Origin of the sequence: Streptomyces sp. NBC_01320 (genome assembly GCF_035974375.1) — a bacterium.
Taxonomy (GTDB): domain Bacteria; phylum Actinomycetota; class Actinomycetes; order Streptomycetales; family Streptomycetaceae; genus Streptomyces; species Streptomyces yanii.
The window spans coordinates 9,901,968-9,916,917 of the sequence record NZ_CP108390.1 but is presented as its reverse complement, the minus strand read 5'-3'; the positions used below and the strand labels follow the sequence as shown (position 1 = coordinate 9,916,917).

Sequence of the window (14,950 nt, the reverse complement as noted above, 5' to 3'; positions counted from 1 at the left end):
GCGGGTATGGCGAGCCCCGTACGGATCAGTTCGTCGAACCGTCCGTCGGGACTGAACGCGCGCAGGACGTTCCGCAGGTGCCTCTCGAAGGCCGTTCTCCTGTGACCGAGTTAGAGTGCTCGGCTCGGCCGGAACCTCCTGGAAGGGTACGGCGCCGCTGCACGGGCTCGCCGTGGCGGGCCTTGCCGGCGGCGACCCTTCCGCGGTGCGGTTGCTCGCGCCGGCCGAACAGCGCGGGGTGGTAGGGGAGTTCCAGCCGACGATGTCGGTGGAGCGGGCCCTGCGGATGGCCGAGAACGCCGACGGGGCGGCGCACGCCGACGCGGTGTCGGACTACGCCGGCCTGGGGCGGGACGAGTTGCGGGAGGCGGCCCGCAATGTCACGGCGGTTACTTCGGGTCGCGGTTGAACTTCGAGGTCGACCAGAAGTAGCCGAGCACCGCGAGACCCAGGCACCAGACGATGGCGAGCCACCCGTTGTGGCCGATCTCGCTGCCGAGCAGCAGACCGCGCAGGGTTTCGATGGCGGGCGTGAACGGCTGGTACTCGGCGATCGGCTGGAACCAGCCGGGCATGGAGTCGACCGGGGTGAAGGCGCTGGAGAGGAGCGGCAGCAGGATCAGCGGCATCGCGTTGTTGCTGGCGGCCTCGGCGTTCGGGCTGATCAGGCCCATGCCGACCGCGATCCAGGTGAGCGCCAGGGCGAAGAGCGCGAGCAGCCCGAACGCCGCCAGCCACTCCAGGGCCGTGGCGTCCGTGGACCGGAAGCCGATGGCCACGGCGACGGCGCCCACGAGGACCACGCTCGTGATCGACTGCAGCACGCTGCCGACGACGTGCCCGACGAGCACCGAAGGGCGGTGGATCGCCATCGTGCGGAAGCGGGCGATGATGCCCTCGGTCATGTCGTTGGAGACGGACACCGCGGTTCCGACCACGGTGCTGCCGATGGTCATCAGCAGCAGGCCCGGGACGACATACGCGATGTATGCGGAGCGGTCCGGACCGCCGCCGCCGATGCCCGAGCTCATCACGTCGCCGAAGATGTAGACGAAGAGCAACAGCAGCATGATCGGGGTGAGCAGCAGGTTCAAGGTGAGGGACGGGTAGCGTCGCGCGTGCAGGAGGTTGCGGCGCAGCATCGTGGACGAGTCGCGTACGGCGAGGGAGAGGGAGCTCATCGGACAGCCTCCTTGGGCTGGCTGGGCAGGCTGGACCGGCCGGGCTGCGGGGCGGTGCCGGTCAGGGCGAAGAAGACGTCGTCGAGGTCGGGGGTGTGCACGGTCAGTTCGTCGGCCTCGATGCCGGCGGAGTCCAGCCAGTCGAGGATGGAGCGCAGCTCGCGCTGGCTGCCGTCGCTGGGGATCTGCAGCGCCAATGCCTCGTCGTCGCGGGTGACCTCGCGCAGCGCGACGGCGGCGCTCTGGTACGCGGCCGGGTCGGCGAAGCGCAGCCGCACGTGCCCGCCGGGGATGAGCCGCTTCAACTCCTCCGCGGTGCCCTGGGCGGCGATCTTGCCGTCGTTGAGGACGGCGATGCGGTCGGCGAGCTCGTCGGCCTCCTCCAGGTACTGGGTGGTGAGGAAGACGGTGACGCCGCCCGTGACGAGCTCGCGGATGATCTACCACATGTTGTGGCGGGAGCGCGGGTCGAGACCGGTGGTCGGCTCGTCGAGGAAGATGATCCGCGGGTTGCCGACCAGGGTCATGGCGATGTCCAGGCGACGCTTCATGCCGCCGGAGTAGGTGGAGGCGGGCTTCTTCGCCGCCTCGACCAGATCGAACCGCTCCAGCAGCTCGGCGGCGGCGCGCCGCCCTTCGCTGCGGGAGAGGTGGTGCAGGTCCGCCATGAGGAGCATGTTCTCCTCGCCGGTGATCAGGCCGTCGACGGCGGAGAACTGTCCGGTGACACCGATCGCGGCCCGCACCGCCTGGGGGTCGGTGGCCAGGTTGTGGCCGCCGATGTGGATGTCGCCGGTGCCCGGGTCGGCGGAGATGAGGGTGGAGAGGATCTTCACGGCGGTGGTCTTGCCGGCGCCGTTCGGGCCCAGCAAGGAGAAGATCGTTCCCTCGGGGGCGGCCAGGTCGACGCCGTCGAGCACGACCGTGTCGCCGTAGGACTTGCGCAGCCCGTTCGCCGCGATGGCCAGGTTGGTCATGATGGGTGCTCCTTCAGAGGCTGCGGGCGGCGATGTCGCCGTAGGCGGTGGTCGCGTGGATGTTCAGGCCGGCGGCGCCGTCGGTGTTCTTGAGCGCGTTGTGGATCCGGCCGTAGGTGGTGCCGGCGTCCAGGGAGGCGGAGACTCCGCGGGCGGCGCCGACCGAGATCTCGCCCGCCTCGGTGCGCAGTTCGACCGTGCCGCGCACGGCCTCGGCGATCCGGATGTCGCCCTTTTGGGTGCTGATCTCCGCGGGGCCGCCCAGGCGGCCGACCGAGACGTCGCCGGCGAGAAGGGTGAGGCGGGCACTCGCGGCCTCGTCGAGCTTGACCGAGCCCTGCGCGCCCTCGAAGGCGACGTCGCCGAGCCGTCCGACGCCCCGGAACTCGGCGTCGGCCGCCTTCGCCTCGATGCGGGAGCCGGCGGGCAGCTGGACGGTCACCTCGATGGATCCGGAGCTGCCGAGGATCCGGTTCTTCGCCGAGGCCTCGATCCGCAGGACGCCGTCGCTGTATTCAACCGTGGTCTGCTCCGCCGCCTTCACGTCGCGGCCGTGCGAAGCGTCCGCGGGCAGGACCTCGACCGCGGTGTCGGCCCGGTCGGCGGCGATGAACCGGACGCGCCCCGCGGGGATGTCGAGGACGGCGGAGATCGGGGCGGGGGTGTCGAACTTCTGCATGGTGCTCTCCTGTCGACTCATTGTTTCTGACATCGGAAACGCTACGTTGCATTCATGAATCCATCAATACACTCGTTGCGAACTAGCAACATAGATGCAGGTGAGGCTCAATAATCGTTGCAATGGTTTTGAATCTAATGCAATGATGGCCAAGCAGCGCATTGCAATGGATTGACAATGAACGCAATGCCGGAGGCGTGAGGAAGCGCCGGCAGATCGCGCTGGGGCCGGCCGACGGCCTCCCCTACGCGGAGATCGCCAGACGTCTCGACCGCCCCACCTCGACCATCACGCGTGAGGTGATGCGGAACGGCGGCCCCACCGCCTACCGCGCCGACCTGGCCTACCGCGCCGACCTGGCCCACCGCGCCGACCTGGCCCACCGCGCCACCGAACGCCGCGCTCACCGGCGCAGGCAGGCCGCGCCCCGGGGACCGGAGGCGCCCACGCAGTCCCACGGAGGCGACGCCGAGGCCAGGCGGCCTCGTTCATGCCGACCGGTGCGGTCGGCGCGCCGTTCGGCCGGGCCGCCCGGGTGCCCGTCCACAGTCCCACGTACGCCTTTTGTCATGGCCTCACTCGAATGGTCCAACGCCGGGCTGTTCCCCCAACACCACCGGCATCGCACGCTGACGTCCCGGATGCGACGGGCCACGGTTCCGGGCCGGGAAGTTGCATCGCCCATCCGGGTGAGGCGCGATGGAAGCCGGACGTGCCGTCCTCGGTGGAGCCGACCACAGAACGCGCGCCCGGGCGAGGAGGAACCGGTCATGGGAGCCGCTGACGGTTTCACGGATTCCAAGGAGCTCGACGGCCTGACGGTGTACGACCCCAGGGGCGAGAAGGTCGGCACCGTGGGGCGGGTGTATCTCGACGACGCCACCGGCAGACCGGACTGGATCACGGTGAAGACCGGCCTGTTCGGCATGAAGGAGAGTTTCGTGCCCCTGGAGGGCGCTCGCCGGGTCGGCTCCGATCTGCACATCCCTCATCCGAAGGACCGCGTGAAAGGCGCCCCGAGAGTGGACGCGGATGCGCATCTCTCCGTCTCCGAGGAGGAGGAGCTCTACCGTCACTACGACCTCACCAGGTGAGTTCCACGGCCGGTCCCGGCGCCCCGGGCAGGCGCGGCTCCCGGGAGCGGACAGGCCAGGGGCGGGCCCGCACCGTGCCGGGGTCCGCCTCCAGTTCCGTACGTGCGGCTACTCCGCCCGTCCGGGCAGAAATCGCACCGAGGGCCGCCCGTCCGGGCCGTCCTGGGTGACCACCGCCCGTACCCGGTACACGTCCGCGATGAGTTGCTCGGTGATCACCTCCGCCGGGGTACCGGCGGCCACCACCCGCCCCTCCTTCATGACGACGATCCGGTCGCAGAACATCGCGGCCAGATTGAGGTCGTGCAGGGCGATGACGCCGGTGACGGGCAGCGAGGTGACCAGGGACAGCAGCTCCAGCTGGTGCTGGATGTCGAGATGGTTCGTCGGCTCGTCCAGCAGCAGTTCACGTGGCTGCTGCGCCAGTGCGCGGGCGATCTGGACACGCTGGCGCTCGCCCCCGGAGAGCGTGTGCCAGGACTGGTCGCTGCGTTCGGCGAGTCCGGTGCGTTCCAGCGCCTCGCGTACCGCTTCGTCGTCCGCGCGGCTGGGCGCCGACCAGGCGCGGCGGTGCGGAATGCGGCCGAGCCCGACGACGTCCCGGACGCGCAGCTCGACCTGGGTGTCGGCGTGCTGGTCGACCACGGCGACCCGCTGCGCGACGGTGCGCCGGCCGATCGCGGCGAGCGGTTCGCCGTCGAGCGTCACCACGCCCGCCGACGGCGCGAGGACCCCCGCGAGCACCCGCAGCAGCGTGGACTTGCCCGACCCGTTGGGGCCGAGGAGTCCGACGGTCGCGCCGGGCGGGGGGACGAGGCAGACCCCGTCGAGGACGAGACGACCGCCCGCCTCCCGGGAGACCCGCTGGGCGCGCAGACCTGCGGCGGTGCCGGTGGATGTCATGTGGTCCTCCGGGTGCGGTACAGGACCGATACGAACGCGGGTACGCCGATGAGGGCGGTGACGACGCCCACCGGCACCTCCTGCGGGTCGAGGACGGTCCGGGCGAGCGTGTCGACCCAGACCAGGAACACCGCCCCGGCCAGCGCGGTGACCGGTAGCAGCCGCCGGTGCCCGGAGCCGGTGAGCGCCCGGGCGGCATGGGGCAGCACCAGTCCGACGAAGCCGATGGCGCCCGCCGAGCTGACGAGCGCGGCGGTCAGCAGCGCGGTCGTGCAGAGCAGCACGATCCGGGTGCGGCCGACGTTGACTCCCAGTGCGGCGGCCGCGTCCTGACCGAAGGCGAAGGCGTCGAGCGTACGGGCGTGGCCCAGACAGATCAGCAGGGTCACGACGAGCACGGTGAAGCAGACCCACACATCGGTCCAGCCGACCCCGCTGAGCGAGCCGAGCAACCAGAACAGCACACCTCGGGTCTGCTCGGCGTCGGCCGAGGTCATCACCACGAAGGAGGTCAGCGCGGAGAACAGCTGCATCGCGGCGACGCCGGAGAGGACCACCCGGTCCGTCGTACCGCCGAGGGTGTGGCTGAGCAGCAGCACCAGGGCGAACGAGCAGAGCGCCCCGAAGAATGCCCCGGTCGAGATCGACACCGCTCCCCCGCCCACCCCGAGTACGACGACCACGACCGCGCCCGTCGATGCCCCGGAGGAGACGCCGAGGACGAACGGGTCGGCGAGCGGGTTGCGGAGCAGGGACTGCATGACCGTGCCGCACACCGCGAGCCCGGCGCCGCACACGGCGGCGAGCAGAGTACGGGGCATGCGCAGGTTCCAGATGATGCCGTCCCGGATCGGGGTGAGCCGCGAGTCGCCCACCCCGAGATGGGCGGCCACCGCGGACCAGACGTCGGCGACGGAGATCCGGGCGGGGCCGATGGTGACGGCGACGGCAACGGACAGCGCGAGCAGGGTGACGCCCGCGGCCCACAGCACGCCGTCGCGCAGCCCCCGCGTGCCACCGGGCCTACGGTGCGTATCGGTTCCGGGTGCCTGCTCCGTACGTACCGCTGCGACCCGTTCGGTGTCCGTCACCCGGCGAGCCCGAACGTCCGCAGCCCGGCGGCGACCTGTTCCAGACCCTCGACCGTCCGGATGGACGGGTTCATGGCCTGGCCGCTGAGGAGCACGTACCGCTTGTGCCTGACGGCGTCCATGTTCTTCGTCGCGGGATTGGACTCCAGGAACTCGATCTTCTTCGCGGCGCTCTCGGCGGTCTGTGCCTTGCGCGTCAGATCGCCGATGACCAGGACGTCGGGGTTGCGGTCGGCGACGGTCTCCCAGCTGATCTGCGGCCATTCCTCATGGGTGTCGTCGAAGACGTTCTTCGCTCCGAGCTCCTTGGTGATGACGCCGGGTGCGCCGCAGCAGCCCGCCAGGTACGGGGCCTTGGAGTCGGAGAACCAGTAGAGGAGGGTGGCGTCGGAGACGTCGATGCCGTCGGTGGCCTTCTTCACCCGCTCCCGCAGCCGGGCGACGAGCTCGTCTCCGCGCTGCTGGACACCGAACACCGCGGCCAGGTCGCGCACTTCGCCGTAGACGCTGTCCATGGTCAGTGCTTCGGTACGCGCTCCGTCGCCGCCGCCGCTGTTGTCCTTGCCGGTGCAGTCGGCGGGCGACACGTAGGTGGGGACACCGAGCTCCTCGAACTGTTCTCGGGGGGCGACGCCGCCCTTGGCGAGGGTCGATTCGAACGAGGCGCTGACGAAGTCGGGTTCCTGGTCGAGGACCTTCTCCGACGACGGCCGGTTCTCCGAGAGACGTGGCACCTTCGCGTTGGCCTTCTCCAGCCCCTTCATCACCGGGTCGGTCCAGGTGGCTGTGGCCGCCAGCCGGTCGGCGAGGCCGAGGGAGAGCAGGATCTCCGTCGATCCCTGGTCGACGGAGACGGCGTGGTGCGGTGCGGCTGCGACGGTGACGGTGCGGCCGCAGTTCCTGAGCGTCACCGGATAGCCTTTTCCACCAGCTGACTTGGCTGTGGAGTCGTCGGTCCCTCCGCCGCACGCGGTCAGCAGGAGGAGTGCCGCCGCGAGCAGGGCGGCGGCGCGGACAGGGCTGGCTATGGACGGCACGGAGTCCCTCTGCGTCTCAGGGCCCATGCGCGGAGCCCGGTGTACGGAGTGCTGCCGCCCGGTACCGGGCGGCAGGTGCCAGCAGGTCTTCGGACTCGGGTTCCTTCGGACGGGACGCCTTCCCAGGACATCCGTGGATGTCCCAGTGGCCGTGGCCCCGCCCGTCCCCCTCACCGCTGCGCGTCAGCTCCGGATTCGCACCGGATTCCCTGACCCCTACGTGGAGTTTGACTGGCTTTGGCAAGCTATCACGCTGCCCCGCGCGGCTGGTCGGCGGTGTGGTGGGGCCGCAGGCGCCCCGGCCGTCCCGCCCCGGCCCGCTCCCCCCATGCCTACGGGCGCTGGAGGGCGACCACGGCGTTGTGGCCTCCGAACCCGAAGGAGTGGCTCACGGCGCGCCGGACGGGCCGGTGGCGAGGCTGTTCGGTGACGCAGTCGATGTCGAACTCGGGCGCCGGGGCTTCCAGGTTGGCGATCGGCGGTACGACGCCGCGCTGCAGCGTGAGGATCGTCAGCCCCGCCTCGATGGCTCCGGCAGCCCCCATGCAGTGGCCCAGTACCCCCTTGGGGGCGGTGACGGGTGGCCGGTGCGGGTAGGCCCGGCTGATGAGAGCGGCTTCCGTGGCGTCGCCCAACGGTGTCGACGTGCCGTGCGCGTTGACGTGTTCCACGTCCTCGGCCCCCCAGTCCGCGTCGCGCAGCGCGGCCTCGACCGCGGCCCGGGCGACGGCGCCGGACGGATGCGGACTGGTGGGATGGTGGGCGTCGGTCGTGGCGCCCGTCCCGGCGAGCAGCGCCCGCGGGACCGCTGCCCGGGCCCGTGCGTCGTCCGCCCGTTCCAGCACCATGACGGCGGCGCCCTCGCCCATGACGAGACCGGCGCGGTCGGCCGCGAAGGGCCGGCAGAGGCGGGCCAGGTCGCCGTCCCTCGTCGCGGCGGCACCGGACCGGGCGAATCCGGTCATGGCGACCGGGAAGACGATCGACTCGGTGGCTCCGGCGATCGCGAGGTCGCACTGCCCGGTGACCAGCAGGTCCCGGGCGACGGAGAGCGCGGTGACCCCGGACGAACAGGCGGTGCACGGCGCCAGGCTGGGACCGGTCGCCCCCATCCGGATGGCGATCTCCGCAGCGGGCATGTTCGGAATGGTGAGGAGAATCCCCGCCGGTGAAGTGGCCCCCGGTCCGCGCCGGTCGAGGGCGACGGCCTGTTCGGTCAGGCCCGCGGAGCCTCCGCTGCTGGTGCCGACGACCACGGCGACCCGGCTGCCGTCCCAGTCGGCCGGGTCCAGTCCGGCGTCCGCGACCGCTTCCCGCGCGGCGAGGACGGCGAACTTGACGTACCTCCCCATCCGGAAGGCCGCACGGCCGCCGACCGCCTCGTCCAGATCGATGCCGGAGACCGTGCAGGCGAAGTCGATCGCGCAGCCTTCGAGCTCGGGGACGGTGCGGGCCGGTGAGACCCCGGCGCACACCCCGTCCCAGGTGGTGTCGGTGTCGTTGCCGACCGGGGTGATCATCCCCAGGCCGGTGACGGCGACGGCAGGCCTGTTCATCGGGCGTTGCTCATCGCGGGGTCGCCGCTCACCGCAGCATCGATGAACGTCGTGATGTCGGCGAGGGTGGCGTCCTTGTAGAGCTTGTCGGAGTCGGCCTCGACCCCCAGCGTCTCCTTGATGATGACGGCGAACTCGGCGACGGCGAGGGAGTCCATCTCCAGGCTGTCCATCGTGGAACCGGGAAGGATCTCGGCGGCGGGCACCTTGAAGGTGTTCGTGAGTACGTCGGTGATCTTGGGGTGAATCGCGCTCATGATCTTCCTCTTCGCTAGGTCGTACAGTTCGCGCACGTCATGCAGGTTCCGGCGATGCCCGGGACGGCGGCACGCACGGTCCCGACGCCGATGTAACTGACTCCCGATCTGCCGGTTACGCCTTGCGGCGAACCGATTCGCCAACGATCATCCGCCGCTTCGTACAGCACCGGGAGAGGACGGATACGGTGCCCCAGTACGCCAGCAGAACGGCCCGGACTCCGAGGGACCCGACCGCGTCCCGTACCCGGCACAGGTGCCCGGCAGTTCGCTCGGCCGAGGCCTTCACCGCTCCCCCTGCGCCCCGGTGGTGTGCCAGGACGCCTCCGGATCGTCGTACGCATCGACGTAGTCGGCGCCTGCGATGGGCCAGTCCGCGAGCACCTCGTCCGGCAGCGCGAAGGACTCGATCAGGGTGGGCAGATGCCCGGCGACGGTGGCGATGAGCTGCTCGACGGCCTCCGGTAGCGTAGTTACCTGATCAACCGTCAGATGGCCGGCGGCGAGCAGATCGCCACTGTTGCGGGCCACCCACTGAAGGGCGAACAGCCGCTCCAGCTCGGCCAGCCTCTCGCGGCCAGGACCTTCGGGCATTTCCGCGACCGCCTCCGCGTACGCCTCGGCCGCCTGTCGGCGGGCGTGCGCCTCGACGCCCCGCAGGGCGGGCCCGGACGCCGCGTTCCACCGCGCCAGCGGATCACCGTGCGGTGCGCTGCTCATCCGCTCCCTGGCGCGGGCGAACCAGATGACCTCCACCTGCGCATGCAGCCACCCCAGGAACCGGGGGTCGGCGAGCTCTCCGGTCGCTCGGCCCGAGGTGCCACCGTCCGCGGCCGGTGAGGCGGCGAAGAGCATTTCCGCGGCGGCCTTGGCGTGGATGGCCAGATTGTCGCCCTCAGCGGTGATCACCGCCTCCGCGCCGGTGATCAGCTCGGTCATGCCGTTGTTCTCCAAGAGTGCCTGCGCTCCGCACCGTTCGCGGCATTCGACGACAACGGCACGGGCCTGCCAGGTGATCCACCCCTTCGCAACGGCGACGAGCCGCTCCGCCTCGGCCCGTCCCGTCTCCGTGCCGGTCCCGAGCTGCTCCTCCCAGCGGTCGAGGGCCCTGCGGTGCAGCAGGCTCATCGCGAACACCGTGGCCATGGCCTCGGCGAGCGGGCCGTGATGGCTGCGGTGGGCGATCACCCGCACCCGTTCCGTCGCGCGTGGCCCGGAGATGTACCGATGGCCTCCGTAGCGCACGGCGACGGCGAGCGTCGCGCGCGCGGAGCCGACCGCACAGGCGCTCATGGAAATCTTCCCGACCGTGACGCGTGCGATCGAGGTGAGGAAGCGGCGCCTGCGGTTGGGCAGAACGCTGCTGAACTCCCCGTCGTCGCCGATCCGTCCGTGCTCACCGCCGAGCAGTGCGTCACGCCCCACGAAGACCCGGTCGAAGGAGGTCAGACAGTGGTCGACGGGGCTGCCCAGGCGTGCCGGAAGCCTGCGGACGCGTACCCCCGGGAGAGGGTCCGTGTCGTCGGTGAGCGGCACCAGGAAGAGAAAGACCCCGTGGTCGGCGCCGTCGGCGAGCAGGCGCGCCGCGACCAGTCCTGACTTGGGGCCGCCGGCCGGGCTGGTGTTGGGCATGAACTTCTGTGCCCCGGAGTGCGGGGTGTGCAGCACGAACCCGTCGCGTACGCGGTCGTACGTCGCCGTGGTCTCGACGGCCGCCGCGTCATTGCCGTGCGCCACCTCCGTACAGAGGAAGGTCCCGATGCGCCGCAACCTGAGGAAGTCCGACAGGTCACGGCGGCTCTCGCCGGCGTGGTCGAGGAGGCTGCCGAGGAAGAGGTTGTAGTGGATGCCCGCAACGGTGGTGAGCGCCGGATCGACCGGGCCGAGCCACTCATGCAGGGCGGCGAGGGCGCGTGGGTCGGCAGCGGGCCCGGCTGCGCTGTCGAGCGCGCTGTTGAGGATCCTCAGCCGTTCGTACGTCAGGGCGAGACGCTCGTCGGGACCGCCACCGACCGGGCGGCGGAACGGTTGCGTTGAGATCAGCCGCCGCCAGGAGCCGTGCTCCTGAAGGAAGTTGCTGCCGAAGATGACGCCTCTCAACACGTCAGCAGGGGTGTGGCCGGTGGTGCTGTCGATCGTTGCGGTCATGAACTGGAGAACGATGCAGGAGCGGCGAGGACACACCCTCGCCGCTCCCACCGGGACCTGTGTGCGCCTCGACTGTGCGCTTCGACCGGTCAGACGCGCTGGAAGGCGAGAGCGACGTTGTGTCCGCCGAAGCCGAAGGAGTGGCTGACGGCGCGCTCGACGGACTGCCGGCGCGGCTCCTTGGTCACGCAGTCGAGCGCGAACCCGTCCGGCAGCGCATCCAGGTTGGCGATCGGCGGCACGACGCCCTGCTCCAGGGTCAGTACGGTCGCCACCGCCTCGATCGCCCCGGAGGCGGCGAGGGTGTGTCCGACCACGCCCTTCGGGGCGGTGACCGAGGGCCGGTGCGGGAAGAGCCGGGAGATGAGCGCGGTCTCCATCGCGTCGTTCAACGGAGTGGACGTGCCGTGTGCGTTGATGTGGTCGACCTCGCGGGGCGCCCAGCCCGCCTCGCGCAGCGCCGCCTCCACCGCGCGCTGCGCACCGCGCCCGTCGGGTGTCGGGGCAGTGGGGTGGTGGGCATCCGTACTGGAACCCACGCCGGTCAGCAGCGCCCGCGGACGTCCGCCGCGGGCGCACGCGTCAGCGGTCCGCTCCAGCACGAGCACGGCGGCACCCTCCCCGATGACGAACCCGTCCCGGTCCGTGGCGAACGGCCTCGACGCGCCCGCCGGATCACCGGTACGGGTGGAGAGCGCCCCCATCTTCGCAAAGGCCGCCACCACGAGCGGGGTCAGCGCGGACTCCGAACCTCCCGCCACGACCACATCGCATCGGTCCCTCGTCAGCAGGTCACGGGCGACCGCGATCGCGGTCGCCCCGGACGCGCAGGCGGTGGCGGGCGCCAGACTGGGGCCCTGGGCGCGCAGCTCGATGGCGAGCTCCCCGGCCGCCGCGTTCGGAATCATCATCGGCACCAGGAGCGGGGAGACGGCCCCAGGCCCTGCGCCGTCGAGCTTGCGAAGGTTGTCGACGAGGACGGACACACCGCCCACACCGACGCCGAGCACCACGCCGACCCTGCTCCCGTCCCAGTCCCCCGGCGAGAGCCCGGCGTCCGCGACGGCCTGCCGGGCGGCGATCAGGGCCAGCTTCACGAACCGTGCCATCCGCCACAACGAGCGTCCGCCCACCGCCGCGTCCAGGTCGAGTCCGTCGACCGGGCAGGCGAAGTCGACCGACAGCCCGGCCAGTTCGTCACAGCGCCGCGCCACGGAGTGTCCCGCGCACAGCCCCGCCCAGAAGGCGTGTTCATCGGCGCCCGCGGGGGTCACCAGCCCCACTCCCGTCACCGCGACCCCGGTGTCAGCCTGCGTCATGTGCCTTCCTTCCGTCGCCCTCTGTGCGTGGTCCGTACGGGCTCCCGGCCGGCGAAGTACGACGGAACCCCAAGGTCGGACCACCCCCGGAGGCGGTGAGTCCGCGTACCGCTACCCGCCCCCCGTATCCGGCTGCACCCCGGCGTCGAGTACGCATCCCCTCGTCACTCGCTGCTCCGACTCCCCGCAACCGATCCGGCCCGCCGGCTGGCGAACGGCCGTCACCCCGGTGAGGATGCGTTCACTGGGCCGAATGGGGGCGCGAGGAGCACGGGAGCACCACCGGCTCACGCCTGGCGAGCCCCCTGCTCCCCCGTACGGAGCAACTCGCCGTGCTGCCCGCACGCACAGGGCGTCCCCTTGAGACATGGCATCAGCGGACCACGACGAGTCACAGCACCCCTCGGACGACGCCGAACTGGACGCGCTGCGTGCGCGGGTGACGCAGCTGGAGGCGCGTACGCCCGTGCGGTCCCGGCCCCGGATCCGTTCGTTCTTCGCTGTGCTGCTGATCCTCGTCGCGGCCGTCCTCACGCCGCTGAGCGCCGTTGCCGCCTGGGCCAAGAACGACGTCGGCGACACCGACCGCTATGTGGCGATGATGAAGCCGCTGGCGTCGGACCCCGATGTGCAGGCAGCTCTGGCGAACCGGGTCACCGGTGCCGTCATGACACATCTGGACGTCCATGCGCTGCTCGACGAAGTGGCCCCGGCGGACCGGCCGGTCCTCGACAAGGCGCTGGGACGGCTGAGCGCCCCGCTCACCACGGGCCTCACGAACTTCGTGCACGGGACCGTGGAGAAGTTCGTGGCCTCGGACGCCTTCGAGAAGGTGTGGATCGGCCTCAACCGCGACGCCCACGCGGCGGCCGTCAAGGCGCTTACCGGCAGTGGGGGCGGGGCCGTGAAACTCACCGACGACACGGTTGTCATCGATCTCGCTCCGGTGATCGACCGGGTGAAGCAGCTCCTGGTCGATCACGGGCTGACGATCGCCGCGAAGATCCCCGAGATCCACACCGACTTCACCGTGCTGACGTCCGCCGCGGTCGGCAAGGCCCAGAAGGGGTTCCGGCTGCTGCAACTGGCCGGGTTCTGGCTGCCGGTGGTGACGCTGGTACTCGCCGCCGGCGGGGTGCTGCTCGCCTTGCGCCGACGGCGCGCACTGGTCACGGCGGCCCTCGCGATCGCGGTGGGCGGTGCAGTGCTGGGCCTGGCGCTGTGGGTGTTCCGCGCCTTCTATCTGGACAGCCTTCCGGCGTCGGTGTCGCAGCCGGCGGCCGCCGCCGTCTTCGACGCCCTGGTCATCTATCTGCGCGCCGTGGTCCGGCTGGTGGTCACGCTCGGCGTGGTCGTGGCGCTCGCGGCCTGGCTCTCCGGAGAGGGTCGCGCCGCCACCCGGGTCAAGGCCATGTGGAACGGCGGCATCGGCGCCGTACGCGACGCGGCCGGTTTCACCGGCGGTCCGGTCGGCGCCTGGGTGCACCGGGCGAAGCCGTGGCTCAACTGGACGGTCGTCGTGGTCGCCGCCGCGGTCCTGCTCGTGTGGGACCGGCCGACGGGGCTCGTCACGGTATGGATCGCCCTGGCCGCGCTGTTCGCCCTGGCGGTCGTGGAGTTCCTCGACGACGACAGCACACCGCACATGCTCCCCGAGCCGCACGCGTGACCGCGGGCCCCGGTGTGCCACCGCCTGCCCGGCAGAGTTCCGTGGCGGGCGGTGGCACAGCCGGGTTCAGGCGCGGCTCAGCGCGGCGCGCAGCTCCGGTTCGTCGGGCGGGTTGGCCCCGGCGCGTGCGACGGTGAGCGCCGCGGAGGCAGCCGCGTGGTGCAGCACATCGGTGACGGTCTCCGGGTCGATGGCACGCAGTCCGTCCCGTCCTGCGGCACCGAGCAGCCCGTGCGCGGCGAGGGCGTGCAGCGTGCCCGACATGAACGCGTCGCCCGCCCCCACCGTGTCGACCACCTCGGTGCGGGGCGCGTCGACCGTGGCCCGCCCGCCGGGAGTGACAGCAAGTGCGCCGGCTGCCCCCCGGGTGACCAGGACGAGGGCGGGGCCGCCCGTGCCGAGCCAGCGCGCGGCCACGGACTCCGGGGACTGCCCCGGGTACAGCCACGCCAGATCCTCGTCGCTGGCCTTGACCACATCGCCCAGTGCAACACAGCGCTCCGCCCGGCGGACGGCCGCGTCGTGGTCGCCCATCAGGGCCGCCCGCACATTGGGGTCGTAGCTGACGGTCGCGGTGGTACGCAGCGACTCGACGGCGGCCAGGACGGTGGCCGCGCCGGGCTCCATGACCGTCGCGATCGAGCCGGTGTGCACATGGTGCGGCGGGCGCTCGGGTTCCACCGGGGAGAGCGTCCACGTGATGGCGAAGGTGTACGCGGCCTGGCCGGCCGCGTCCAGCGCCACCGAGGCGGACGGGGTGGGCCCGGTGGAGCCATCGGTAAGCACCACGACTCCGGCGGACGCCAGATGGTCCGCGATCAGACGGCCCTCGGCGTCCGGGCCGAGCTGGGTGAGCAGGGTGCTGGACCGGCCGAGTCTGGCGAGTCCGTACGCGACGTTGGCCGGGCTGCCGCCGGGGTGGACCCGGTCGGCCTCGCCCGGCAGCCGGACGATGTCGGCGACGCATTCGCCGATGACCAGAAAGCCGGGCGAGCCGGGTGAGCCGAGGGTGTCGACCGTTTCGGGCATGGGTGGGATC

At 71.4% G+C, this 14,950-nt stretch carries 11 protein-coding genes, 4 pseudogenes and 1 riboswitch; of the genes and pseudogenes, 4 read left to right on the top strand and 11 right to left on the bottom strand.

The window, feature by feature from the left end; genetic code table 11:
- The first annotated feature begins 115 nt into the window (after positions 1–115).
- Entirely contained in the window at positions 116–409 is a 294-nt protein-coding gene (locus OG395_RS45035; RefSeq protein WP_327248075.1) for a hypothetical protein, read from the top strand.
- On the opposite strand, the gene OG395_RS45030 is transcribed toward OG395_RS45035, so the two are convergent.
- The 3 genes and pseudogenes from OG395_RS45030 to OG395_RS45020 form a co-directional block, all read right to left on the bottom strand.
- Positions 390–1,181, bottom strand: coding sequence for an ABC transporter permease (locus OG395_RS45030; protein WP_327248074.1), 792 nt, complete (start codon positions 1,179–1,181; stop codon positions 390–392). The two genes, OG395_RS45035 and OG395_RS45030, sit on opposite strands and share 20 nt — an antisense overlap.
- Positions 1,178–2,158 (bottom strand): annotated as a pseudogene (locus OG395_RS45025) (ATP-binding cassette domain-containing protein). Before OG395_RS45025 ends, OG395_RS45030 begins: the two are co-directional and overlap by 4 nt.
- 13 nt (positions 2,159–2,171) lie before the next feature.
- The gene (locus OG395_RS45020) at positions 2,172–2,837 is read right to left on the bottom strand and encodes a DUF4097 family beta strand repeat-containing protein (RefSeq protein ID WP_327248073.1); all 666 of its coding nucleotides are present in this window, start codon (positions 2,835–2,837) and stop codon (positions 2,172–2,174) included.
- A gap of 197 nt (positions 2,838–3,034) precedes the next feature.
- Here OG395_RS45020 and OG395_RS45015 point away from each other — a divergent pair.
- A pseudogene (locus OG395_RS45015) lies at positions 3,035–3,319 on the top strand (helix-turn-helix domain-containing protein); the annotation flags it as partial.
- A gap of 288 nt (positions 3,320–3,607) precedes the next feature.
- Positions 3,608–3,928 (top strand): annotated as a pseudogene (locus OG395_RS45010) (PRC-barrel domain-containing protein); the annotation flags it as partial.
- Positions 3,929–4,039: 111 nt separating this feature from the next.
- On the opposite strand, the gene OG395_RS45005 reads toward OG395_RS45010, so the two are convergent.
- The 7 genes and pseudogenes from OG395_RS45005 to OG395_RS44975 form a co-directional block, all read right to left on the bottom strand.
- The gene (locus OG395_RS45005; RefSeq protein WP_327248072.1) at positions 4,040–4,834 is read right to left on the bottom strand and encodes an ABC transporter ATP-binding protein; all 795 of its coding nucleotides are present in this window, start codon (positions 4,832–4,834) and stop codon (positions 4,040–4,042) included.
- Positions 4,831–5,925: a FecCD family ABC transporter permease gene (locus OG395_RS45000; protein ID WP_442818672.1), complete on the bottom strand. Its 1,095-nt coding sequence runs from the start codon at positions 5,923–5,925 to the stop codon at positions 4,831–4,833. The genes OG395_RS45005 and OG395_RS45000 overlap by 4 nt, the downstream gene beginning before the upstream one ends.
- Positions 5,922–6,989 (bottom strand): ABC transporter substrate-binding protein, encoded by a 1,068-nt coding sequence (locus tag OG395_RS44995; RefSeq protein WP_327248071.1) that lies wholly within the window; start codon positions 6,987–6,989, stop codon positions 5,922–5,924. Before OG395_RS44995 ends, OG395_RS45000 begins: the two co-directional genes overlap by 4 nt.
- Positions 6,990–7,025: 36 nt before the next feature.
- A riboswitch (cobalamin riboswitch) is annotated at positions 7,026–7,213 on the bottom strand.
- Positions 7,214–7,294: 81 nt separating this feature from the next.
- Positions 7,295–8,518, bottom strand: a complete 1,224-nt coding sequence (locus OG395_RS44990) for a beta-ketoacyl-[acyl-carrier-protein] synthase family protein (protein ID WP_327248070.1) — start codon at positions 8,516–8,518, stop codon at positions 7,295–7,297.
- Positions 8,515–8,775, bottom strand: coding sequence for an acyl carrier protein (locus OG395_RS44985; protein ID WP_266989202.1), 261 nt, complete (start codon positions 8,773–8,775; stop codon positions 8,515–8,517). The genes OG395_RS44990 and OG395_RS44985 overlap by 4 nt, the downstream gene beginning before the upstream one ends.
- A 115-nt stretch (positions 8,776–8,890) precedes the next feature.
- Positions 8,891–10,923: pseudogene (locus tag OG395_RS44980) on the bottom strand (acyl-CoA dehydrogenase family protein).
- Between the two features lie 89 nt (positions 10,924–11,012).
- Positions 11,013–12,242, bottom strand: a complete 1,230-nt coding sequence (locus OG395_RS44975) for a beta-ketoacyl-[acyl-carrier-protein] synthase family protein (protein WP_327248068.1) — start codon at positions 12,240–12,242, stop codon at positions 11,013–11,015.
- Positions 12,243–12,609: 367 nt separating this feature from the next.
- Here OG395_RS44975 and OG395_RS44970 point away from each other — a divergent pair, with 367 nt between their 5' ends.
- Entirely contained in the window at positions 12,610–13,911 is a 1,302-nt protein-coding gene (locus OG395_RS44970; protein ID WP_327248067.1) for a hypothetical protein, read from the top strand.
- Positions 13,912–13,977: 66 nt separating this feature from the next.
- Here the strand turns inward: OG395_RS44970 and OG395_RS44965 are convergent, their stop codons facing one another.
- Positions 13,978–14,940 carry a carbohydrate kinase family protein gene (locus OG395_RS44965; RefSeq protein WP_327248066.1) on the bottom strand — a complete coding sequence of 321 codons (963 nt, stop codon included), beginning with the start codon at positions 14,938–14,940 and terminating at the stop codon, positions 13,978–13,980.
- Positions 14,941–14,950: the final 10 nt, after the last annotated feature.